This is a genomic window from Streptococcus sp. CL8.13 (genome assembly GCF_049737895.1).
Genome location: NZ_JBKOTT010000001.1, coordinates 1 through 22,393 on the forward strand (window position 1 = coordinate 1; position 22,393 = coordinate 22,393).

Annotated in this window: 21 protein-coding genes and 1 riboswitch; of the genes, 15 read left to right on the forward strand and 6 right to left on the reverse strand. The window is 42.1% G+C overall.

Annotated elements, in window-relative coordinates:
- The first annotated feature begins 182 nt into the window (after positions 1-182).
- Together ACLNCN_RS00005 and tig are read left to right on the forward strand one after the other, a co-directional pair.
- On the forward strand, positions 183-1,367 hold the full coding sequence (locus tag ACLNCN_RS00005) for an N-acetylmuramoyl-L-alanine amidase family protein (protein WP_424844384.1): 1,185 nt from the start codon (positions 183-185) through the stop codon (positions 1,365-1,367).
- A 222-nt stretch (positions 1,368-1,589) separates the two neighbouring features.
- The gene (gene tig / locus ACLNCN_RS00010) at positions 1,590-2,873 is read left to right on the forward strand and encodes a trigger factor (protein ID WP_045612235.1); all 1,284 of its coding nucleotides are present in this window, start codon (positions 1,590-1,592) and stop codon (positions 2,871-2,873) included.
- A 152-nt stretch (positions 2,874-3,025) separates the two neighbouring features.
- Here the strand turns inward: tig and recD2 are convergent, their stop codons facing one another.
- The 3 genes from recD2 to rnhC form a co-directional block, all read right to left on the reverse strand.
- Positions 3,026-5,392, reverse strand: a complete 2,367-nt coding sequence (recD2, locus tag ACLNCN_RS00015; RefSeq protein WP_424844385.1) for an SF1B family DNA helicase RecD2 — start codon at positions 5,390-5,392, stop codon at positions 3,026-3,028.
- A 233-nt stretch (positions 5,393-5,625) separates the two neighbouring features.
- On the reverse strand, positions 5,626-6,240 hold the full coding sequence (gene lepB / locus ACLNCN_RS00020; RefSeq protein ID WP_424844386.1) for a signal peptidase I: 615 nt from the start codon (positions 6,238-6,240) through the stop codon (positions 5,626-5,628).
- A 3-nt stretch (positions 6,241-6,243) separates the two neighbouring features.
- Positions 6,244-7,125, reverse strand: a complete 882-nt coding sequence (gene rnhC, locus ACLNCN_RS00025; protein WP_261034951.1) for a ribonuclease HIII — start codon at positions 7,123-7,125, stop codon at positions 6,244-6,246.
- 86 nt (positions 7,126-7,211) lie between these two features.
- Between rnhC and zapA the strand changes: the two genes are divergently transcribed.
- From zapA to ACLNCN_RS00055, 6 genes are all read left to right on the forward strand, one after another.
- Positions 7,212-7,514 (forward strand): cell division protein ZapA, encoded by a 303-nt coding sequence (zapA, locus tag ACLNCN_RS00030; protein WP_000002019.1) that lies wholly within the window; start codon positions 7,212-7,214, stop codon positions 7,512-7,514.
- Positions 7,511-8,059 (forward strand): CvpA family protein, encoded by a 549-nt coding sequence (locus ACLNCN_RS00035; protein WP_084886587.1) that lies wholly within the window; start codon positions 7,511-7,513, stop codon positions 8,057-8,059. Before zapA ends, ACLNCN_RS00035 begins: the two co-directional genes overlap by 4 nt.
- A 102-nt stretch (positions 8,060-8,161) precedes the next feature.
- Positions 8,162-10,498 carry an endonuclease MutS2 gene (locus ACLNCN_RS00040; RefSeq protein WP_424844387.1) on the forward strand — a complete coding sequence of 779 codons (2,337 nt, stop codon included), beginning with the start codon at positions 8,162-8,164 and terminating at the stop codon, positions 10,496-10,498.
- 163 nt (positions 10,499-10,661) lie between these two features.
- Positions 10,662-10,750, forward strand: a riboswitch (glycine riboswitch).
- A 90-nt stretch (positions 10,751-10,840) separates the two neighbouring features.
- Complete coding sequence (locus ACLNCN_RS00045; RefSeq protein WP_424844388.1) at positions 10,841-12,163, forward strand: alanine/glycine:cation symporter family protein; 1,323 nt, start codon at positions 10,841-10,843, stop codon at positions 12,161-12,163.
- Positions 12,164-12,295: 132 nt separating this feature from the next.
- Positions 12,296-12,844 carry a carboxymuconolactone decarboxylase family protein gene (locus ACLNCN_RS00050; RefSeq protein ID WP_261116741.1) on the forward strand — a complete coding sequence of 183 codons (549 nt, stop codon included), beginning with the start codon at positions 12,296-12,298 and terminating at the stop codon, positions 12,842-12,844.
- Between the two features lie 226 nt (positions 12,845-13,070).
- Positions 13,071-13,970: a TDT family transporter gene (locus ACLNCN_RS00055; protein WP_424844389.1), complete on the forward strand. Its 900-nt coding sequence runs from the start codon at positions 13,071-13,073 to the stop codon at positions 13,968-13,970.
- Positions 13,971-13,994: 24 nt separating this feature from the next.
- On the opposite strand, the gene serS is transcribed toward ACLNCN_RS00055, so the two are convergent.
- The 3 genes from serS to ACLNCN_RS00070 all read right to left on the reverse strand — a co-directional run bounded on the left by serS (position 13,995) and on the right by ACLNCN_RS00070 (position 17,220).
- Entirely contained in the window at positions 13,995-15,269 is a 1,275-nt protein-coding gene (serS, locus tag ACLNCN_RS00060) for a serine--tRNA ligase (protein ID WP_424844390.1), read from the reverse strand.
- 212 nt (positions 15,270-15,481) lie between these two features.
- A complete protein-coding gene (locus tag ACLNCN_RS00065; protein ID WP_125393742.1) occupies positions 15,482-15,853 on the reverse strand; it encodes a DUF956 family protein in 372 nt (123 codons plus the stop codon).
- Positions 15,854-15,855: 2 nt separating this feature from the next.
- Positions 15,856-17,220, reverse strand: coding sequence for an aspartate kinase (locus ACLNCN_RS00070; RefSeq protein WP_261053074.1), 1,365 nt, complete (start codon positions 17,218-17,220; stop codon positions 15,856-15,858).
- Between the two features lie 209 nt (positions 17,221-17,429).
- Between ACLNCN_RS00070 and ACLNCN_RS00075 the strand changes: the two genes are divergently transcribed.
- The 7 genes from ACLNCN_RS00075 to ACLNCN_RS00105 form a co-directional block, all read left to right on the forward strand.
- Complete coding sequence (locus ACLNCN_RS00075) at positions 17,430-18,215, forward strand: enoyl-CoA hydratase (RefSeq protein WP_424844391.1); 786 nt, start codon at positions 17,430-17,432, stop codon at positions 18,213-18,215.
- A 93-nt stretch (positions 18,216-18,308) separates the two neighbouring features.
- Entirely contained in the window at positions 18,309-18,743 is a 435-nt protein-coding gene (fabT, locus tag ACLNCN_RS00080; RefSeq protein WP_000386355.1) for a fatty acid biosynthesis transcriptional regulator FabT, read from the forward strand.
- Positions 18,743-19,717: a beta-ketoacyl-ACP synthase III gene (locus tag ACLNCN_RS00085; protein WP_247953302.1), complete on the forward strand. Its 975-nt coding sequence runs from the start codon at positions 18,743-18,745 to the stop codon at positions 19,715-19,717. The genes fabT and ACLNCN_RS00085 overlap by 1 nt, the downstream gene beginning before the upstream one ends.
- 58 nt (positions 19,718-19,775) lie before the next feature.
- A complete protein-coding gene (locus ACLNCN_RS00090) occupies positions 19,776-20,000 on the forward strand; it encodes an acyl carrier protein (protein WP_000257838.1) in 225 nt (74 codons plus the stop codon).
- 116 nt (positions 20,001-20,116) lie between these two features.
- Positions 20,117-21,091, forward strand: coding sequence for an enoyl-[acyl-carrier-protein] reductase FabK (gene fabK, locus ACLNCN_RS00095; RefSeq protein ID WP_049500269.1), 975 nt, complete (start codon positions 20,117-20,119; stop codon positions 21,089-21,091).
- Entirely contained in the window at positions 21,084-22,007 is a 924-nt protein-coding gene (gene fabD, locus ACLNCN_RS00100) for an ACP S-malonyltransferase (protein ID WP_308525852.1), read from the forward strand. The genes fabK and fabD overlap by 8 nt, the downstream gene beginning before the upstream one ends.
- Before the next feature lie 40 nt (positions 22,008-22,047).
- Positions 22,048-22,393: SDR family NAD(P)-dependent oxidoreductase (locus tag ACLNCN_RS00105; protein ID WP_159803870.1), on the forward strand; the 346-nt coding region annotated here is incomplete at its 3' end.

Below are 22,393 nucleotides of genomic sequence, written 5' to 3' on the forward strand. Positions count from 1 at the left end.
AATTTCAGATTATCTTAATAAAGAAATTGACGGTTTCTACGGTCAAACTGTTAAAATCGATAGTAAGACAGGAAATGTTTCTGTTGTTAAATAAACTATTTCACATAGTAAAACGAAAAAGCGAACAGCTTCGTTTACTAGGAAGTCATGTTCATTTCGCTATAGAATAGGAGGAAATGGCTATGAAAAAATCTAAACTACTTACACTTGGTTTGCTTGCAGGTGCTGGTCTGCTTTTGTCAATCAATCAAGCACAGGCTGCAGATAATTGGGTTAAAAATGGCGCTGACTGGAATCTTTCTCAAGATGGAAGCTTAGCTAAAAATAAATGGGTGCAAAATGCTGGCTCTTGGTATCACTTCGATAGCGCTGGTAAAATGCAGACAGGTTGGCTCAAAGACGGAAATACATGGTATTCCCTAGCAGATAGTGGCGCTATGCGTACTGGCTGGTACAAGGAAGATGGCACATGGTACTCCCTAGCAGATAGTGGCGCTATGCGTACAGGTTGGTACAAAGAAGGGGCTACATGGTATTACCTCAAAGGCAGTGGCGCTATGGCAACAGGATGGGCGACTGCAAATGGTAAATGGTCTTACTTTGAAAAATCAGGTGCTATGGTCGCAGACAGAGCTGTTCCAGCCAGCGATGGAGAAAGTTATATCATTGGTAAGGATGGCTATATGTTAACTTTAAAAAATAGCCCTTATAAAAATGATGATATTGTCCGTTTAGGCGATGGATATGAATATCTGATTAAAGCAAAATTTGACGGAAATAACTTTACTGATGTTATCGTGGCTAAAAACACTTGGTATATCAAGCCTGAGTTCAAGAAGTTTTCCGACAAATATGGGGATGAAGTTTCAAATACAATCTTAGCTTTAGTAGATAATAAAGAAGAAGGACAAGAAATTGATCCTAAAGCTGTTATTCGAAATTTCCAAAATCTACCAGGTCGATATTATTTTGGAGCAGATGGTCGTAGAGTATTACCACTTCCAGAGATGACAACTAGATCAGAAATCAAAAAAGTTGGCAATGATCTTTATCTAGAAGACCCAGGTGTACGACTTAGACTTCCATCTACTGACTTCACAATCAATAACAATAAACTATACCATTTAGATAATGGACAAGGTAAGCTTAAAACAGGTTACTTTGTATTGATTGATGACGGTATGTCTACAACCCACTATCATTTCCTTGTATATGCAGACCAATCTGGTGAGGTTCTTAAGATGAAACGCTTGCCATCAAGATTTTCAGATTATTTTGACAAAGAAATCGATGGTTTCTATGGTCAAAAAATTAAGATTACACAGCCAAATAAGTATGAATATTACAAGGTTCTTGTGGTTAAATAATACAAAACGAATCGCCTAATGAGGGATGTATGGGCGATTCGTTTTTTAACTGTAATCAGCCACTACTGAATACCTTTTATAAGATTATATTTGAATTCTAAAGAAAATTAAGAAGAAACCATACTTCCAGCAGGATTGAAAAGCGCATTCATTACTTGAAAAAAGTCGCCCATTTATGTTATAATAGACTGTATTTAAAAAATTTTAAGGAGAAATGACAGAATGTCTGTATCATTTGAAAACAAAGAAACAAACCGTGGTGTCTTGACTTTCACTATCTCTCAAGACCAAATCAAACCAGAATTGGACCGTGTCTTCAACTCAGTGAAGAAATCTCTTAATGTTCCAGGTTTCCGTAAAGGTCACCTTCCACGCCCTATCTTCGACAAAAAATTTGGTGAAGAGTCACTTTACCAAGATGTTATGAACGCTCTTTTGCCAAATGCTTATGAAGCAGCTGTAAAAGAAGCTGGTCTTGAAGTCGTTGCTCAACCAAAAATTGACGTAACTTCAATGGAAAAAGGTCAAGACTGGGTTATCACTGCTGAAGTTGTTACAAAACCTGAAGTAAAATTGGGTGACTACAAAAACCTTGAAGTATCAGTTGATGTAGAAAAAGAAGTAACTGACGCTGACGTTGAAGAGCGTATCGAACGCGAACGCAACAACTTGGCTGAATTGGTTATCAAAGAAGCTGCTGCTGAAAACGGCGACACTGTTGTCATCGACTTCGTTGGTTCTATTGACGGTGTTGAATTTGATGGCGGAAAAGGTGAAAACTTCTCACTTGGACTTGGTTCAGGTCAATTCATCCCAGGTTTCGAAGACCAATTGGTAGGTCACTCAGCTGGTGAAACTGTTGATGTTATCGTAACATTCCCAGAAGACTACCAAGCAGAAGACCTTGCAGGTAAAGAAGCTAAATTCGTAACAACTATCCACGAAGTAAAAGCAAAAGAAGTTCCAGCTCTTGACGATGAGCTTGCAAAAGACATCGACGAAGAAGTTGAAACACTTGCTGAATTGAAAGAAAAATACCGCAAGGAATTGGCTGCAGCTAAAGAAGAAGCTTACAAAGATGCAGTTGAAGGTGCAGCAATTGATAAAGCTGTAGAAAACGCTGAAATCGTAGAACTTCCAGAAGAAATGATTCACGAAGAAGTTCACCGTTCAGTAAATGAATTCCTTGGAAACTTGCAACGTCAAGGTATCAATCCTGACATGTACTTCCAAATCACTGGAACTACTCAAGAAGACCTTCACAAACAATACGAGGGAGAAGCTGAGTCACGTACTAAGACTAACCTTGTTATCGAAGCAGTTGCGAAAGCTGAAGGATTTGATGCTTCAGAAGAAGAAATCCAAAAAGAAATCGAGCAATTGGCTGCAGACTACAACATGGAAGTTGCACAAGTACAAAGCTTGCTTTCAGCTGATATGTTGAAACACGACATCACAATTAAAAAAGCTGTTGAATTGATCACAAGCACAGCAACAGTTAAATAATCTTATACTCTTCGAAAATCTCTTCAAACCACGTCAGCGTCGCCTTACCGTACTCAAGTACAGCTTGCGGCTAGCTTCCTAGTTTGCTCTTTGATTTTCATTGAGTATTAATAAACAAAAAACCCACCTGAATTGGTGGGTTTTCTTGTGCACTATTTTCCAAAAATCTCTTTGAGGTCTGCGTCTGTAATCCCAATCATGGCGGGGATGCTGTTCCAGTTTTCTTCTGTCAGGATGTAGGATTGTTCAGAGGCACTTGATGTGGCAGTTTCAGAGACAGCTGGTTGCTTTTCTTCAACGTTCTCCAATAAATCACTGAAGCGTTCAATCAGATAGGTTTTCCGGGCAGTTCCGATGTGTTGGGTGGCATAGTCGAAGGCCTGTAATTCGCCTAGTAAGATAAGCTTGCTTTTGGCGCGTGTAATGGCTGTATAGATGAGATTGCGCTCCAGCATACGCCTACTAGCACTAGTGATAGGTAAGATGACAACAGGGAACTCACTTCCCTGTGATTTATGGATGCTCATGGCATAGGCCAGGCGAATCTTGTACCATTCGTTACGTGGGTAAGAGACCTCATTGCCATCAAAATCAATGACAATCTCGTCTTGTTTCGACTCGGTGTATTTACCAGGAATCAGGTCTGTGATGACTCCTAAATCTCCATTAAAGACATTGATTTCAGCATCATTGACCAGATGAATGACCTTGTCGCCCTTGCGATAGTGGCACTGGGGAGCTTCAAAACTGAGTTGGTCTTTTTGTGGTGGATTCAGGAGGTCTTGCATGAGCTGGTTGATGGCATCAATCCCTGCCGTCCCTCGGTACATGGGAGCCAGAACTTGGATATCACGGGCAGGAATACCACTTCTGAGGGCAGCACCTAAGATTTTTTCAATAGTAGCAGGAATATGGCCACTAGCAATTTCAAAGTAGGAACGGTCTGCTTTTTTCTGGGTGAAATCAGCTGGCAAGATGCCCTGTCGAATTTGACTAGCTAGGGTGACGATGGTTGATTCTTCGCTTTGCCTGTAAATTTTTTCCAAGCGACTCTGAGGAATCAAGGGAATATGAAGCAGATCCGCTAGAACCTGTCCAGGACTGACAGACGGTAGCTGATCGCTATCCCCCACGATGAGAATTTTACTGTTAGAAGAGATATTGGAGAAGAGTTGATTGGCCAGCCAAGTATCTACCATAGAAAATTCATCTACGATGATAAAGTCGGCATCCAGATAATCTTCAAGATGGCTGGTATCATCGTCACCTGTCATTCCTAAATGACGGTGTATGGTCGCGCTAGGCAAACCTGTCAATTCATTCATGCGGCGAGCTGCTCGTCCAGTTGGAGCAGCAAGAAGAATCGGCAGATTGCTTTTTTTCTTGAGGTCAAGTCCTTCTAAAAGGGCGTAAACAGCGATGATACCATTGATAACCGTTGTCTTACCAGTACCAGGTCCACCTGTCAGAATAAAGACCTTGTTCTGGATAGCATCACAGATAGCTTGTTTTTGAATACTATCATACTCAATTCCCAGCTCTGCCTCGACAGTAGTGATATGTTTTTGAATGGTTTCTAAATCCTGGCTCTTCTGTTTTCCTTTTTCAAGGATACGAACCAAGTGACTGCGGATTCCTTCCTCCGCGAAAAAGAGACTATTATCAAAGATTTTGGTATCAATCTGCTGGACCTTGTCTTCTTCAATCAGGTAGGAGAGTTCTTGGGCCACTTGGCTGGGATCCAGTTCCACGGGGCGGGAAGACTCAAGGAGAGTAAGGGTTTGTTCCAGCAAATCCCGTGCTTCAACATAGGTGTCCCCTGTTTCCATACAGGCCTGAAAAAGACTATGAACTAGTCCTGCACGGAAGCGTTCAGGAGCCTGACTTTCGATGCCTAGTTCCTCAGCTAGTTGGTCAGCAATGGTAAAGCCCAAACCCTTGATATCCTCAACCAGCTGGTAGGGATAATTTTCAACCACATCAAGGGTTTCTTCCTTGTAAAAATCTTGAATCTGGAAGGCTAGCTTATTGGGAATGCCGTAGTTGGCCAGTTTGGCTAAAACCATCTCCGTTCCGTAGTTGAGACGGAGGGTGGAGACGAAAGCCTCGCGATTTTTTGCAGATAGTCCTGCAATGCCTTCTAGCTTTTCTGGGTGTTGCAGAATTTCGTCAATGGTATTATCGCCATAGGTATTCACGATTTTCTGAGCTGTCTTGAGACCAATTCCCTTGAAATGGCTACTTGAAAAGTATTTGACAAGCCCTTTGCTAGTTGGTTTTGCGCGTTCATAACGGCTGATTTGCAGCTGCTCCCCGTACTTGGAGTGCTGGACAATTTGTCCCCAAAAAGTATAGTCTTCTCCCTCAATCACGTCAGCCATGGTGCCCGTGACAATGATTTCAAAATCATCAAAATCCTCTGCGTCTGTATCGTCGATTTCTAGGAGAAGGATGCGATAAAAATTGCTGGGATTTTCAAAAATAATCCGTTCAATGGTTCCTGAAAAATAAACTTCCATAAGATTCCTTTGCATAAATAGGTGAGAGTTAATACTCTTCGAAAATCTCTTCAAACCACGTCAGCTTCGCCTTGCCGTACTCAAGTACAGCCTGCGGCTAGCTTCCTAGTTTGCTCTTTGATTTTCATTGAGTATAACTTTGTTTCTATCTTAATCAAACTGGATAGTGAATAATCATATTCTCACGATAGAAGAAGAGGCTGAGATTGCTGATTCTCGGCCTCTTAGGTCTCTTAAAATGTTCCGATACGGGTGATTGGCCAGAAGCGGAATTTAGCTTCCCCTGTGATATCTTTTGCTTTGAAGGTACCTACGTGACGACTGTCACTTGAAACCAAGCGGTCGTCTCCGAGGAGAAGGTATTCTCCTTCTGGGACAGTAAAGCTAAAGTTGGTGTTGTAATTGACATCAACTGTGAAGGCTTGAGCCTTTTGAGCGATACTTCTAAAGAAAGTTCCTTTATTTCCTTCAAATCCCTTGCCTGAGTACGTACTTTGGAGTTTGTCGTCCTTGAAGCGTTTGATGTAATCAGTTAGGTAAGGTTCATCTGTTTCTTTGTCATTGATGTAAAGTTTATCGTTTTCGTAACGGATGGTGTCGCCAGGCATTCCAATCACGCGCTTGACGATGTCCTTATTGCCATCTTCCTCATGGGCAACCACGATATCAAAACGGTCAATAGGAAGGTGCTTAACAACAAAGAGGATTTCGCCATCCGCTAGGGTAGGATCCATAGAATGGCCTTCTACGCGGACATTGCTCCAAAAAAAGATACGGCTTAAAGCTAGTAATGACAGAAACAGGAGGAACAATCCCCACTCTTTTAGGAAATGTTTAAATGAATTCATAACTTACCTTTCTAAGCGTTTTTTCGCTTTTTCAGTGTTTTTAAAGTGCAGTTTGGCGCAGAAATTGAGTCCCTGCATTCCATAGGCCTGCAAAATCTGGCTAGCAACCTTATCAGAAGCCGTTCCAGCTCCACTTGGAAGTTGATAGCCCAGCTCTCGTCCCAGATTTTCAAGATTTTCTAGAAAGAGATCACGCGCAATGATAGAAGAAACTGCGACAGCCAAGTATTTACCCTCAGCCTTTTCTTCTAAGCTGATCGGATTGCTGAAACGATTGGCCTCTTGTGCCAAGTACTTGTCATAATTTTTAGCACTAGTAAAGGCATCAATCACAATTTTCTCAGGCTGAAGACCTTTTTGAAGAAGGAGATAGATAGCCTGGTTATGGAGGGCTATCTTAATCGAAACAGCGTTGTAGCGGTCTCCGATGACCTCGTTGTACTTGCTTGGTGAGAGAAGTAGTGCCTGGTGCTGGATTTTTTCTTTGAGGATAGGAGCAATCTGACGGATCTTTTGGTCGGTCAGTGTCTTGGAATCCCCCACACCTAGTTTTCGCAAGAAGTCATGCTGGTCAGGTGTGACAAAGGAAGCCACAACTGCAAGTCCACCAAAGTAGGAACCATTTCCAACCTCATCCGTCCCAATCAAAGGGAGATTTTGTCCGCTGGTTTGCCCTACAACTTGATAGCCAAAGAAACTAGCATATTTCTCAGCTCCTTCACCCTGAAGCAAGACCTTTCCAGAAGTATAGATAGAAACGGTTGCTTGAGGCAGTTTCAAAAAATAGCGAATATAGGGGTTTTTACTGGGAGCCAGACTGGTTTGATAGTGTTCAAGAAAAGCCTGAATCTCCTTTTCGCTTGGTGTGAGTGTTATACTTGCCATAGTTTCTATTGTACCATAAAAGCAGGCAAATTTGTAAAAACTGACAAAGTTAGCGAATTTTGGTATAATATCGTGAGGTGAATTTTATGGCAAATCTAAATCGATTCAAATTTACATTCGGGAAAAAATCATTAACCTTGACAAGCGAGCATGATAACCTTTTTATGGAGGAAATCGCTAAGGTTGCGACAGAAAAATACCAAGCAATTAAAGAACAAATGCCTAGCGCAGATGATGAGACAATCGCTCTTTTGTTGGCAGTCAACTGTTTATCAACTCAGCTCAGCCGTGAGATTGAATTTGATGATAAGGAGCAAGAATTAGAAGAACTGCGCCACAAGCTTGTGACTTGTAAGCAAGAGCAGAGCAAGATTGAGGATTCCTTATGATTTCACTCCTTCTTCTATTGGTCTTGGCTTGGGGATTTTATATCGGCTATCGGAGAGGCTTCCTTTTACAGATTTATTACCTGATTTCAGCCATGGCATCGGCTTTTGTGGCTGGCCAGTTTTATAAGGGACTTGGAGAGCAATTTCATTTGCTGCTCCCTTATGCAAATCCGCAGGAAGGTCAGGGAACTTTCTTTTTCCCATCGGATCAACTCTTTCAGTTGGATAAGGTCTTTTATGCAGGGATCGGTTACTTGCTTGTATTTGGGATTGTCTATAGTATCGGTCGTTTACTTGGTCTGTTGTTACATTTGCTTCCTAGTAAAAAACTGGGTGGCAAGTTGTTCCAAGTTTCAGCAGGTATCTTGTCCATGTTGGTGACCTTATTTGTCTTGCAAATGACCTTGACTATCTTGGCAACCATTCCCATGGCAGCTATTCAAAATCCTCTTGAAAAGAGTATCGTCGCAAAACACATCATCCAGAGCATACCAGTAACAACCAGTTGGCTCAAACAAATCTGGGTGACAAATTTAATCGGATAAAAAGGGCAGGAATTTTCCTAGCCCTTTGTTTACAGATTGACTCGAATCTATCAGAATGTAAAAAGCTACCACACCTAGACATTCAAAGACAAGGAAATAAAGATGAACAAGAAAATATTAGAAACATTAGAGTTCAATAAGGTCAAGGCCTTGTTTGAACCTCATTTGTTGACCGAGCAGGGCTTGGAGCAATTGAGACAGCTGGCTCCGACTGCCAAAGCAGATAAAATCAAACAGGCTTTTGCTGAGATGAAGGAAATGCAGGCTCTTTTTGTTGAGCAACCGCATTTTACCATTCTAGCAACTAAGGAAATCGCAGGAGTCTGCAAGCGGTTGGAGATGGGGGCAGACCTCAATATTGAGGAGTTCCTGCTCTTGAAGCGCGTGCTTCTTTCCAGCCGAGAACTACAAAGTTTTTACGCCAATCTGGAAAATGTCAGCTTGGAAGAATTAGCCCTTTGGTTTGAGAAATTACACGATTTTCCGCAATTACAAGGAAATCTTCAGGCCTTTAATGATGCAGGTTTCATTGAAAATTTTGCCAGTGAAGAATTGGCGCGCATCCGTCGGAAAATCCATGATAGCGAAAGTCAGGTACGCGATGTTTTACAAGACTTGCTCAAGCAAAAAGCGCAGATGTTGACAGAAGGGATTGTTGCCAGTAGAAATGGCCGTCAGGTTTTACCAGTCAAAAACACCTACCGCAATAAGATTGCAGGTGTCGTTCATGATATTTCTGCTAGTGGAAATACCGTCTATATCGAACCCCGTGAGGTGGTCAAACTGAGCGAAGAAATTGCTAGTTTGCGAGCAGATGAGCGCTATGAAATGCTTCGCATTCTCCAAGAAATTTCTGAACGTGTCCGCCCTCATGCGGCTGAGATTGCCAATGATGCTTGGATTATCGGCCATCTGGACTTGATTCGTGCCAAGGTTCGTTTTATCCAAGAAAGGCAAGCAGTCGTTCCTCAGCTGTCAGAAAATCAGGAGATTCAACTGCTCCATGTCTGCCATCCTTTGGTCAAAAATGCCGTCGCAAATGATGTTCATTTTGGTCAAGATTTAACAGCGATTGTTATTACAGGTCCCAATACAGGTGGGAAGACCATTATGCTTAAAACTCTCGGATTGACGCAGGTTATGGCTCAATCTGGTTTGCCGATTTTGGCAGATAAGGGAAGTCGTGTTGGTATTTTTGAAGAAATTTTTGCTGATATTGGCGATGAGCAATCTATTGAGCAGAGTTTGTCTACCTTCTCTAGCCATATGACCAATATTGTGGATATTCTTGGCAAGGTTAACCAACATTCACTTTTACTCTTGGATGAGTTGGGAGCTGGTACAGACCCTCAAGAAGGAGCTGCTCTTGCCATGGCTATTCTGGAAGACCTTCGTCTGCGTCAAGTCAAGACCATGGCGACGACCCACTATCCAGAACTCAAGGCCTACGGTATTGAGACAGCCTTTGTGCAAAATGCCAGCATGGAGTTTGATACTGCAACTCTACGTCCGACTTATCGCTTTATGCAGGGCGTTCCTGGTCGAAGCAATGCCTTTGAAATTGCTAAACGTTTAGGACTATCTGAAGTTATCGTAGGAGATGCTAGCCAGCAGGTCGATCAGGACAATGATGTCAACCGGATTATTGAGCAACTGGAAGAGCAGACGCTTGAAAGTCGTAAACGCTTGGACAATATCCGTGAGGTGGAGCAAGAAAATCTCAAGATGAACCGTGCTCTAAAAAAACTTTACAACGAGCTCAATCGTGAAAAGGAAACGGAGCTCAATAAGGCGCGTGAACAGGCTGCTGAGATTGTGGACATGGCCCTAAGTGAGAGTGACCAGATTCTTAAAAATCTCCATAGTAAATCTCAACTCAAACCCCACGAAATCATTGAAGCCAAGGCCAAGCTGAAAAAATTGGCTCCTGAAAAAGTGGACTTGTCTAAAAATAAGGTTCTTCAAAAGGCCAAGAAAAAACGAGCTCCAAAGGTGGGAGATGATATTGTGGTTCTCAGTTATGGACAGCGTGGTACCTTGACCAGTCAACTCAAGGATGGTCGCTGGGAAGCCCAAGTTGGCTTGATTAAGATGACCTTGGAAGAGAAAGAATTTGACCTTGTTCAAGCCCAGCAAGAAAAGCAAGTCAAGAAGAAACAGGTCAATGTCGTGAAACGAACTTCTGGTCGTGGCCCACAAGCCAGACTGGACCTTCGAGGCAAACGTTATGAAGAGGCCATGAATGAGCTAGATACCTTTATCGACCAGGCCTTGCTTAATAATATGGCTCAAGTTGATATCATCCATGGTATCGGAACAGGTGTCATCCGTGAAGGTGTCACCAAATACCTACAAAGAAACAAACACGTCAAGAGTTTTGGCTATGCCCCACAAAATGCTGGAGGCAGTGGTGCGACTATTGTCACTTTTAAAGGATAGCAGTATTTTGGACTTTATACAGTAAAAACTGTTGAATTAAGTTTTACTGATAAAAACATTGACAAAAGCCAACATTTTTTGTAAAATAAGAATCAATTAAATACCAACACCGAATGAAGTTTAATAGAAGTGGGGAATCGTTTGATTTTCCATGACTGTAAATGGACGGAACTCTGGAGAGACCGTAAAGGCACCGAAGGGGCAAGGCAGGCAACTGCTCAAACTCTCAGGTAAAAGGACAGAGCTAGGATAGACCGCTTTTTAGCATTTATCTAAGCATTCCAGAGTACATGTATCTTGCATGTGCTCTTTCTTTTGGGGTTGAAAAGATAGGAGAAGGAAATGTTAGAATTGCTTAAATCAATCGATGCTTTTGTTTGGGGCCCACCCCTCTTAATTTTATTGGTCGGAACAGGGATTTACCTAACTGCCCGTCTAGGACTCTTGCAGGTTTTGCGTTTGCCCAAGGCCTTCCAGCTTATTTTTACCAAGGATAAGGGGCATGGAGATGTATCCAGTTTTGCGGCCTTGTGTACAGCACTCGCAGCGACAGTTGGTACGGGAAATATTATCGGGGTGGCGACGGCTATCAAGGTTGGTGGACCAGGAGCTCTCTTTTGGATGTGGATGGCTGCTTTCTTTGGGATGGCTACCAAGTATGCGGAAGGATTACTAGCTATCAAATACCGCACTAAGGACGACCATGGTGCAGTAGCGGGAGGTCCCATGCACTATATTCTTCTAGGGATGGGAGAAAAGTGGCGACCACTTGCTATCTTTTTTGCCCTGGCAGGTGTGCTAGTAGCTTTATTGGGGATCGGAACCTTCACCCAGGTCAACTCGATTACAGAATCTATCCAAAATACAACGGCTATTTCACCAGCCATCACAGCTCTTGTGTTGTCTGTATTTGTAGCGATTGCTGTCTTTGGTGGACTCAAGTCCATCTCTAAGGTGTCAACTACTGTTGTTCCTTTTATGGCTATCATCTATATTTTAGGAACTCTTACAGTTATTTTCTTTAATATTGGGAAAATCCCTGCCACAATCGCTTTAATCTTGACATCAGCATTTAGTCCTGTTGCTGCGGTAGGTGGATTTGCCGGTGCTAGCATTCGAATGGCTATTCAAAATGGTGTAGCGCGTGGTGTGTTCTCGAACGAATCTGGTCTGGGTTCGGCTCCTATTGCAGCAGCTGCGGCTAAGACAAATGAACCGGTAGAGCAAGGTTTGATTTCCATGACTGGAACCTTTATTGATACCCTCATTATCTGTACCTTGACTGGTTTAACCATCTTGGTAACTGGTGTTTGGAGTGGTGACTTGAATGGAGTTGCCTTGACTCAGTCAGCCTTCTCAACAGTCTTTTCACATTTTGGACCTGCTCTCTTGACCATCTTCCTTGTTCTCTTTGCCTTTACAACGATTCTAGGTTGGAACTATTACGGAGAACGCTGTTTCGAGTTTCTCTTTGGGGTTCGCTTTATCTGGCTCTACCGTGTGGTCTTTGTACTCATGGTTTTATTGGGAGGATTTATCGAGTTGGATATGGTTTGGATTATCGCAGATATTGTCAATGCCTTGATGGCTCTACCAAACTTGATTGCCCTCTTAGTCTTGTCACCAGTCGTCATTTCTGAGACTAAAAAGTATTTTAATAAATAATGAAATCACACATCTCGTGTGATTTTTTTGCTTTCATAAAAAATTTCTATCAGTGTAATTTAAAATATATATTATACACGATATAGAATCTGTGATAGACTAGATTTCAACAAAATGAAAAGAGGTTTTATGATGACAACATTTACCATCCATACAGTAGAATCAGCACCAGTAGAAGTGAAAGAAGTTCTTGAAACAGTAGAAAAAGATAACAATGGCTATATTCCCAACCTAATCGGTCTCTTGGCTAATGCACCCACTGCTTTAGAGGCCTACAGAACTGTTGGAGCAATCAATCGTCGCAATAGCCTGACACCCGTTGAGCGTGAAGTGGTGCAAATCACGGCAGCTGTGACCAATGGTTGTGCCTTCTGCGTCGCAGGTCACACAGCCTTTTCAATTAAACAAATCCAGATGAATGATGATCTTCTGCAAGCCCTTCGCAATCGTACTCCAATTGAAACAGATCCTAAATTGGACACCCTAGCTAAGTTTACCTTGGCTGTAATCAATACCAAGGGTCGTGTAGGAGATGAAGCCTTGGCTGAGTTTCTAGAAGCTGGATACACCCAACAAAATGCCTTGGATGTGGTTCTTGGTGTCAGCCTAGCAAGCCTCTGTAACTATGCCAACAACCTAGCCAATACACCAATTAATCCAGAATTGCAACCTTATGCCTAATTCATATCTGAGTAAAATGAAGTCTGAAATAATCGGACTTCGTTTTTTTAATACTCAATGAAAATCAAAGAGCAAACGAGGAAGCTAGCCGCAGGTTGCTCAAAACAGTGTTTTGAGGTTGCAGATGGAAGCTGACGTGGTTTGAATTTGATTTTCGAAGAGTATTAAGTCCTCATTTAAGCGCTTTTATGATATACTGAAACTAACATGATTATTGGAGGTTAGGATGAAAAAACTCCCTTTGGTATTTTCTGGTTGTTTGCTAGGTTTGGCAGGAGCTGGAAATCTTATTTTAGATACGTTGCCGGCTCTGTCCTATCTTTTTAGTCTGACAGGTTTGATTTTATGGATTTATTTTCTAATTCTACATCTCTTTAATTGGAAGGAAACCAAGCAAGAATTGACCAAGCCTCCTCTTTTATCAGGAATGGCGACCTTTCCCATGGCTGGGATGATTTTATCTACCTATGTTTTTCGCGTCTTCCCTCATCTTCCTTTGGTAGCGCAAGGGCTCTGGTGGTTTTCATTTCTCTTGGATTTGGCCTTGATTGCTGGTTTCACCATCAAGTTTGCTTGTCCGGGTCGGAGGGTTCATGCAACTCCTAGCTGGACGGTTCTCTATGTGGGGATAGCAGTGGCTGCCTTAACCTATCCTCTTGTAGGCATCATCGAAATTGCCTATGCGACCTTGAGTTTTGGGTTTCTCCTAACCTTCTATCTCTACCCGCTTATTTATAGCGATTTAAAGGAACATCCACTCCCACTAGCCTTGCTTGGACAAGAAGGAATCTACTGTGCTCCCTTCTCTCTACTCTTGGCTTCCCTAGTTCGAGTTGGAGGAGTCAATCTACCGACTTGGGGCTTGATTGTCATGATCTTGGCTTCCCAATCCTTCTTTTTCTTTGTTTTGACTCGCCTACCTAATATTTTAAAACAAGGCTTTCAACCAGCCTTCTCAGCCTTAACCTTCCCAACCATTATCACAGCTACTTCGCTTAAGATGGCTCAGGGAATCTTGAAACTTCCATTTTTGGATTATTTGGTAGTAGCTGAAACTGTTATTTGCCTAATCATTTTGCTCTTTGTATTAGGTGCTTATTTAATTTGGTTACGAAAAAAGGTCTAGCTAGAAATAGCTAAACCTTATTTTTTATGGTTTGATAACTTCAGCGCCACCCATATATGGACGAAGTGCTTCTGGAATGGTTACAGAACCATCTGCATTTTGGTAGTTTTCAAGAATAGCAGCCACTGTACGTCCAACTGCAAGTCCAGAACCATTCAAGGTATGGAGCAATTTCACCTTGCCATCAGCTTCATCACGGTAACGGATTTGGGCACGACGGGCTTGGAAATCTTCTGTGTTTGAACAGCTTGAGATTTCACGGTAATTGTTTTGCGCTGGAATCCAAACTTCTAAGTCGTAAGTCTTAGCAGCTGAGAAGCCCATATCTCCTGTAGAGAGCGCAACGACACGGTATGGAAGGTTCAGTTTTTGAAGGATATTTTCAGCGTTGGCAGTCATTTTTTCCAATTCTTCGTAAGATTCTTCTGGCTTGGCAAATTTAACCATTTCAACCTTGTGGAATTGGTGCAAACGAATCAAGCCACGAGTATCACGGCCAGCTGAACCAGCCTCAGAACGGAATGATGGGCTCATAGCAGTGAAGTAGATTGGCAGGTCTTTACCGTCCAGGATTTCATCACGGTAGTAGTTTGTCAGAGGAACTTCGGCTGTAGGAATGAGGACATAATTGCTGTCGCTGAGTTCAAAAGTATCTTCCTTGAATTTTGGATATTGACCAGTTCCAAACATAGAATCGTGGTTAACTATGTAAGGCGTGATGACTTCTGTATAGCCTTCTTTTCCATGTTCATCCAACATAAAGTTGTAGATGGCACGTTCCAAACGAGCACCGAGTCCTTTATAGAAGAGGAAGCGAGCTCCTGTTACCTTACCGCCACGTTCCCAATCAAGGATACCAAGGTCTTCGCCAAGATCCCAGTGAGCTTTAGGTTCGAAATCAAACTCGCGTGGAGTGCCCCAACGGCGAACTTCCACATTGTCATCTTCGTCAACCCCAACAGGAACGCTGTCAGCTGGAATATTTGGAAGAGTAGTGGTAAATTCTGTCAATTTAGCATCGATGTTTGCCAATTCAGCGTCCAAAGCTTTGACTTCAGCAGATAGAGTTTGCATGGCAGCAATCCTGTCATCTGCATTTTCCTTGTTACGCTTAGCTTGGGCAATCTCAGCAGAAACTGTGTTTCGTTCTGCTTTGAGAGTTTCAACCTTAACCAAAATATCACGACGTTTAGCATCGATTTCTTTCATCTCGTTTAAGATAGTAGCATCTACACCACGTGTAGCTAATTTTTCTGCGACAGCATCAAAATCTGTACGAATACGTTTGATATCTAACATAAGAACTCCTTTATGAAAAAAGCACACCTGACAAAGCGTTGGAGTGGCAGGGCCACGGTTCCATCCAACTTCACAGGTGTGCACTTGATTGTGTATGTAATTGTTACTAACGGTAGAATTCACCTATCCCTCCTATCTGCTCGCAGCACCCGCAGACTTTCTGAAAGAAGAAGATAACCTACTTATCCGTTGCTATGATTATACTAAAGTTTCTACTTTTTTGCAAATAGATTTTTAAATTTTTGGCTAATTGTCTGAATCAGGGTCGGAAGTTTGACGACCTTGTCATTGCCTAGTTTTTCGCGAGCAATTTTGAGAATGGCACCTGAGTCTTTTGAAGCAAAGAGGAATTTTCCTCTGTCTGTAAAGACTTCGAAGTGGCGACTGATTTTGCGACCAGTAACATTGGCTCCAATTTGGTTGATATGGCTCCAAGGAATTTGGATAAATTGTTCGACGTTGACATCTGGGTAAAATTCAAGAGCCTGATCCCCAATAAGAAATTTCCCAACTTTCCCAGCTATAGAGAGGTAGGAGGTGCCTGTCGTATTGAGGAGCACTGTTTTGTTAAGTGATTGAGCCATGCTTAGTCTTCCTTACTTTCACCGAAAAAGGCATTGTAGAGGGCTTTGATTGCTGCTTTCTCTTGGTCTTTATTGACAACAAACATGATAGAAACTTCACTAGAACCTTGAGACATCATCTGGATGTTGATCTTGTTTTCAGATAGAGCGCGTGTTGCAGTAGCAGTTACTCCGATATGACTCTTCATCTTTTCACCAACAATCATAATGATTGAAAGGTCGTGTTCGATTTCTGCATGATCTACTTCAGCCTTTTGAACCAACTGACGAAGGATTTCTTCTTCCTTGATAGGAGTTAGTTCACGAGAACGGAGGATGATTGAAAGATCGTCGATACCTGTTGGCATATGTTCCCAACCGATGTTAAGATCTTCAAGGATTTGAAGAACCTTGCGACCAAATCCCACCTCACGGTTCATGAGGTATTTCGACATATTAATGCTGACAAAGCCTGAGTCACCAGCAATTCCTACTACTGGAAATTCATCACTACTGTGTTTTAGAACGATACGAGTACCTGGGTGGTCAGGATTGTTGGTATTCTTGATAACCAGAGGAATTTTTCCACGGTAGGCAGGTAGAAGGGCTTCGTCATGAAGGACTGAGAAGCCTGCATAGGCCAACTCACGCATTTCACGGTAGGTCAACTCAGGGATTGAGTGTGGTTGGTGAATAATACCAGGGTGGGCTGCAAAGATACCATCAACGTCTGTAAAGTTTTCATAGAGGTCTGCCTTAACACCGGCAGCAATGATAGAACCTGTAATGTCTGATCCTCCACGTGAGAAGGTACAGATTTGATTTTCCTTGGTAACTCCAAAGAAACCAGGAATGACAAGAACTTCATTTGTATTTGTCAATTCCTCAATCTTGTCATAACTTGATGGAATGATGCGAGCGTGACCAGGTTCACTTGTGACCACAATACCAGCTTCTCTAGGGTGCACATAGCGTGCATCGATACCATTTTGATTAAAGTAGGCAGCAATCAATTTAGCATTGTTATTTTCACCCGCTGCTAGGAAAGTATCGTAGAGAAATTCGTTTTCTTCGATAGGAAGAGTTGCCAAGGCCCGAATACTTTTTGAAATTTTTTCTAGCACAGCTGGTTTAAGACTTAGTTCACTAACCATAGCGGCATAGCGGTCGATAATCCAGTTTTGGCTCTTGCTAATATCGTTACCAGCAACATAGTCGCGGTAGTATTTAATCAAGGCATCTGTAACCTTAGTATCTTCAGCATTGCGTTTACCAGGGGCAGAAACGACTACAAAACGACGCTCTGAATCGCTTTTTACGATGTTTAAAACTTTTTCTAATTGACTAGCAGAGGCAAGAGAGCTACCTCCAAATTTAACAACCTTCATAAGAACTCCTAAAGTAAGTATTTTATACGATTATAGCAGAAAGAATGGCTTTTTTCAATGAAGAAAATAAGATGCTTTCTAGGATAAAGCGATTCTTTATAATCGGCTGAGACACTTTCAGTCGATTTTTTCTTGCTTTCTGTTCCTAAAAAAGATATACTTTGAAAATAAAATAATTTAAACTACTTATAAAATAAAAAGGAGCCCTGATGGAACACATTATTTATCAGCTTGAAGAGGACTTGGCAATCCTTACCTTGAATCGTCCTGAGGTAGCGAATGGTTTTCATATCCCTATGTGTGAGGAGATTTTAGAAGCTCTGATTTTGGCAGAAGAGGATCCGGCTGTGCATTTTGTCTTAATCAACGCGAATGGCAAAGTCTTCTCTGTTGGGGGAGATTTGGTTGAGATGAAGCGAGCAGTCGATGAGGATGATATTCCATCATTGACGAAAATCGCAGAATTGGTCAATACTATTTCTTATAAAATCAAGCAAATTGCTAAACCTGTCTTGATGGAGGTTGATGGGGCTGTTGCAGGTGCCGCAGCGAATATGGCTGTTGCTGCAGATTTCTGTCTGGCAACGGATAAGGCTAAATTTATCCAAGCCTTTGTTGGAGTTGGCTTGGCTCCGGATGCAGGAGGAATTCATCTCTTGAGTCGAAGTATTGGTGTGACGCGTGCTGCTCAATTAGCCATGACAGGTGAGGCTTTGTCCGCAGAAAAAGCTCTGGAGTGGGGTCTTGTTTATCGGGTCTCTGAAGCTGATAAACTTGAAAAGACGAGAGAACAGCTTCTTAAAAAATTGAGACGCGGGTCAGCTAATTCCTATGCTGCCATCAAGAAGTTGGTTTGGGAGAGTCAATTTAAAGACTGGCAGAATTACGCTACTTTAGAACTGAACCTACAGGAATCACTAGCCAAAACAGAGGATTTCAAAGAAGGAGTGCGAGCTCATTCGGAGAGAAGAAGACCTAAATTTACAGGAAAATAAAAAAATACTTGCACCATTCTTTGAACTTTGATATAATTCTTTTGTCAAATGTTTTGATTCTAAAAGTTTTTTTGAAAAGGAGGGAAGGAAAGATTGGACTACCAACGAATTAATGAATATTTAACGTCTATATTTAACAATGTCCTCGTTATTGAGGAAGTTAGCTTGAGGGGTAGTCGTTTCAAGGATATCTCCATCAAAGAAATGCATACGATTGATGTGATTGGAAAAGTTCCAGATGTGACACCAAGTCAAGTGTCAAAAGAGTTGATGGTGACTCTTGGGACAGTTACAACTAGTTTGAATAATCTCGAACGCAAGGGTTACATTGAACGCATTCGTTCAGAACATGATCGACGTGTGGTACATCTGCATTTGACAAAGAAAGGTCGCTTGGTTCATAGGCTACATAAACGCTTCCACAAGGCCATGGTTGAAAAAATCATTGATGGTATGAGTAAGCAAGAAATTGAGGTTATGAGCAAAGGTTTGACTAATCTTTATCAATTTTTGGAGGATTTGAGATAATGGCTTTTGCAAAAATAAGCCAGGTTGCTCATTATGTGCCAGAGCAAGTGGTTACAAATCATGATTTGGCTCAGATTATGGATACCAATGATGAGTGGATTTCAAGTCGGACGGGAATACGACAAAGGCATATTTCAAGAACAGAATCTACTAGTGATTTGGCTACAGAGGTTGCTAAGAAACTGATGGCAAAAGCTGGAATCACAGGAGAGGAGTTGGATTTTATCATCCTAGCTACCATTACTCCAGATTCGATGATGCCCTCTACAGCTGCTCGTGTTCAAGCTAATATTGGTGCTAATAAGGCCTTTGCTTTTGACCTAACAGCAGCTTGCAGTGGATTTGTATTTGCTCTTTCAACTGCTGAAAAGTTTATCGCTTCTGGTCGCTTTCAAAAAGGCTTGGTGATTGGTAGTGAAACCCTCTCTAAAGCAGTCGATTGGTCAGACCGATCAACAGCTGTTTTGTTTGGAGATGGTGCTGGTGGAGTCTTGCTAGAAGCTAGCGAGAAAGAGCATTTCTTAGCTGAGAGTCTTAATAGCGATGGGAGTCGTAGCGAGTGTCTAACTTATGGACATTCAGCCTTGCATTCTCCGTTTTCAGATCAAGAAAATGCAGATTCATTTTTGAAGATGGATGGGCGCGCGGTCTTTGATTTTGCTATTCGGGATGTAGCCAAGTCTATCAAGCAGACTATTGATGAATCTCCTATAGAGGCGACAAACTTGGATTATCTGCTACTTCATCAGGCTAATGACCGTATTTTGGATAAAATGGCTAGAAAAATCGGTGTTAACCGAGATAAACTTCCAGCCAATATGATGGAATATGGGAACACCAGTGCAGCCAGTATCCCGATTTTACTTTCAGAGTGTGTAGAACAAGGCCTCATCCGTTTAGATGGTAGCCAGACTGTTCTACTATCAGGCTTCGGTGGAGGCTTGACATGGGGCACGCTCATTCTTACAATTTAGGTAATCATGTGGTGAACACATTGTTATAAAAAACTATTTATTTTAAAGGAGTCCTATCATGGCAGTATTTGAAAAAGTACAAGAAATTATCGTTGAAGAACTTGGAAAAGACGCATCAGAAGTAACACTTGAATCAACTTTTGATGATTTGGACGCAGATTCATTGGACTTGTTCCAAGTAATCTCAGAAATCGAAGATGCTTTTGATATCCAAATCGAAGCAGAAGATGACTTGAAAACAGTTGGTGACTTGGTTGCCTATGTTGAAGAGCAAACAAAATAAACAGAATATAGATAGAAGGAGTAGGGAAACCCGCTCCCTCTTGTTTAGGCAATAGTTTGATTGTCAAATTATGATGGTATCGAACTATTACGTAAGCAAGAAATGATGGAGGCACTATGAAAACACGTATTACAGAATTATTGAACATTGATTATCCTATTTTCCAAGGAGGAATGGCCTGGGTTGCTGATGGTGATTTGGCAGGAGCTGTTTCCAAGGCTGGAGGACTAGGGATTATCGGTGGGGGGAATGCCCCTAAAGAAGTTGTCAAGGCAAATATTGATAAAATCAAATCATTGACTGATAAACCCTTTGGTGTCAACATCATGCTCTTGTCTCCCTTTGTGGAAGATATTGTAGACCTCGTTATCGAGGAAGGGGTTAAGGTAGTTACAACAGGCGCAGGAAATCCAAGCAAATACATGGAACGTTTCCATGAAGCTGGTATTACGGTTATTCCTGTTGTACCAAGTGTTGCCCTAGCTAAACGTATGGAAAAAATCGGTGCGGACGCTGTTATTGCAGAAGGAATGGAGGCTGGGGGGCATATCGGTAAATTAACTACCATGACCTTGGTGCGCCAGGTAGCTGCTGCTGTATCTATTCCTGTTATTGCTGCAGGAGGGATTGCGGATGGTGAAGGTGCTGCTGCTGGCTTTATGCTAGGTGCAGAAGCTATTCAGGTTGGAACTCGATTTGTCGTTGCAAAAGAGTCTAATGCCCATCCAAATTATAAGGCGAAAATTTTAAAAGCTAGAGATATTGATACTACGATTTCAGCTCAACACTTTGGACATGCTGTTCGTGCGATTAAAAATCAGTTGACTCGTGATTTTGAACAAGCTGAAAAAGATGCTTTTAAACAAGAAAATCCAGATTTGGAAATTTTTGAACAAATGGGAGCAGGTGCTCTAGCCAAAGCGGTTGTTCACGGAGATGTGGATGGAGGCTCTGTCATGGCAGGTCAAATTGCAGGGCTTGTTTCCAAAGAAGAAACCGTTGAAGAAATCCTAAAAGATTTGTATTACGGAGCAGCTAAGAAAATTCAAGAAGAAGCCTCTCGTTGGGCAGGAGTTGTAAGAAATGACTAAAACAGCCTTTTTATTTGCTGGTCAAGGTGCCCAGTATCTAGGTATGGGACGGGAACTCTATAATCAGTATCCGATTGTCAAAGAAACGATTGATCAAGCGAGTCAGGTACTCGGTTATGATTTGCGTCATCTCATTGATACGGAAGAAGAAAAACTCAATCAGACCCGCTATACGCAACCAGCTATTTTAGCGACTTCAGTTGCTATCTATCGTTTATTGCAAGAAAAGGGCTATCAGCCTGATATGGTTGCTGGTTTGTCTCTTGGAGAATACTCTGCCTTGGTGGCCAGTGGTGCCTTGGATTTTGAAGATGCGGTAGCCTTGGTTGCTAAGCGTGGCGCCTATATGGAAGAAGCGGCCCCTGCTGGTTCTGGCAAGATGGTAGCAGTTCTCAATACGCCAGTAGAGGTTATTGAAGAAGTCTGTCGAAAAGCTTCTGAACTTGGAGTAGTTACCCCAGCCAACTATAATACACCTGCACAAATCGTGATTGGTGGAGAAGTGGTAGCAGTTGATCGAGCTGTCGAACTCTTGCAGGAAGCAGGAGCTAAACGCTTGATTCCTCTTAAGGTTTCAGGACCTTTTCATACCGCTCTCCTTGAGCCTGCTAGCCAGAAACTAGCTGAAACTCTAGCTCAGGTAAGTTTTTCAGATTTTACTTGTCCTCTAGTTGGCAATACAGAAGCTGCAGTTATGCAAAAAGAAGACATTGTTCAACTTTTGACGCGTCAGGTCAAGGAGCCAGTTCGTTTCTATGAAAGTATTGCAGTTATGCAAGAAGCAGGCGTAACCAACTTTATCGAGATTGGACCGGGGAAAGTCTTGTCAGGCTTTGTCAAAAAAATTGATAAAACGGCTAAACTAGCTAATGTTGAAGATCAGGCGAGTTTGGAAACCTTGCTAGAAAACGAGTAATCCCTTCTCCCATAAATACAAGAGGAAACAGGAGAAAAGAATGCAACTAAAAAATAAAAATATCTTTATTACAGGTTCGAGTCGTGGAATTGGTCTTGCCATTGCCCATAAGTTTGCTCAAACAGGAGCCAATATTGTCTTAAACAGTCGTGGGACAATCTCAGAGGACTTGCTTGCCGAGTTTTCAAACTATGGTGTCAAGGTGGTTCCTATATCAGGAGACGTGTCCGATTTTGCAGACGCTAAGCGTATGGTTGATCAAGCTATTGCTGAGCTGGGTTCAGTAGATGTTTTGGTCAACAATGCAGGGATTACCCAAGATACCCTTATGCTCAAGATGACAGAAGCGGATTTTGAAAAAGTACTCAAGGTTAACTTGACTGGTG

Bases quoted from the DNA above. Each gene is read 5' to 3' on its own strand.
- ACLNCN_RS00070 (WP_261053074.1), bottom strand. From the start codon at position 17,220: ATGAAGGTTGTTAAATTTGGAGGTAGCTCTCTTGCCTCTGCTAGTCAA.
- recD2 (WP_424844385.1), bottom strand. From the start codon at position 5,392: ATGGAAGTTTATTTTTCAGGAACCATTGAACGGATTATTTTTGAAAAT.
- ACLNCN_RS00065 (WP_125393742.1), bottom strand. From the start codon at position 15,853: ATGGCTCAATCACTTAACAAAACAGTGCTCCTCAATACGACAGGCACC.
- fabK (WP_049500269.1), top strand. From the start codon at position 20,117: ATGAAAACACGTATTACAGAATTATTGAACATTGATTATCCTATTTTC.
- ACLNCN_RS00005 (WP_424844384.1), top strand. From the start codon at position 183: ATGAAAAAATCTAAACTACTTACACTTGGTTTGCTTGCAGGTGCTGGT.
- ACLNCN_RS00085 (WP_247953302.1), top strand. From the start codon at position 18,743: ATGGCTTTTGCAAAAATAAGCCAGGTTGCTCATTATGTGCCAGAGCAA.
- rnhC (WP_261034951.1), bottom strand. From the start codon at position 7,125: ATGGCAAGTATAACACTCACACCAAGCGAAAAGGAGATTCAGGCTTTT.
- lepB (WP_424844386.1), bottom strand. From the start codon at position 6,240: ATGAATTCATTTAAACATTTCCTAAAAGAGTGGGGATTGTTCCTCCTG.
- ACLNCN_RS00045 (WP_424844388.1), top strand. From the start codon at position 10,841: ATGTTAGAATTGCTTAAATCAATCGATGCTTTTGTTTGGGGCCCACCC.
- ACLNCN_RS00075 (WP_424844391.1), top strand. From the start codon at position 17,430: ATGGAACACATTATTTATCAGCTTGAAGAGGACTTGGCAATCCTTACC.
- ACLNCN_RS00055 (WP_424844389.1), top strand. From the start codon at position 13,071: ATGAAAAAACTCCCTTTGGTATTTTCTGGTTGTTTGCTAGGTTTGGCA.
- ACLNCN_RS00050 (WP_261116741.1), top strand. From the start codon at position 12,296: ATGACAACATTTACCATCCATACAGTAGAATCAGCACCAGTAGAAGTG.
- zapA (WP_000002019.1), top strand. From the start codon at position 7,212: ATGGCAAATCTAAATCGATTCAAATTTACATTCGGGAAAAAATCATTA.
- ACLNCN_RS00090 (WP_000257838.1), top strand. From the start codon at position 19,776: ATGGCAGTATTTGAAAAAGTACAAGAAATTATCGTTGAAGAACTTGGA.
- ACLNCN_RS00040 (WP_424844387.1), top strand. From the start codon at position 8,162: ATGAACAAGAAAATATTAGAAACATTAGAGTTCAATAAGGTCAAGGCC.
- ACLNCN_RS00035 (WP_084886587.1), top strand. From the start codon at position 7,511: ATGATTTCACTCCTTCTTCTATTGGTCTTGGCTTGGGGATTTTATATC.
- tig (WP_045612235.1), top strand. From the start codon at position 1,590: ATGTCTGTATCATTTGAAAACAAAGAAACAAACCGTGGTGTCTTGACT.
- fabD (WP_308525852.1), top strand. From the start codon at position 21,084: ATGACTAAAACAGCCTTTTTATTTGCTGGTCAAGGTGCCCAGTATCTA.
- serS (WP_424844390.1), bottom strand. From the start codon at position 15,269: ATGTTAGATATCAAACGTATTCGTACAGATTTTGATGCTGTCGCAGAA.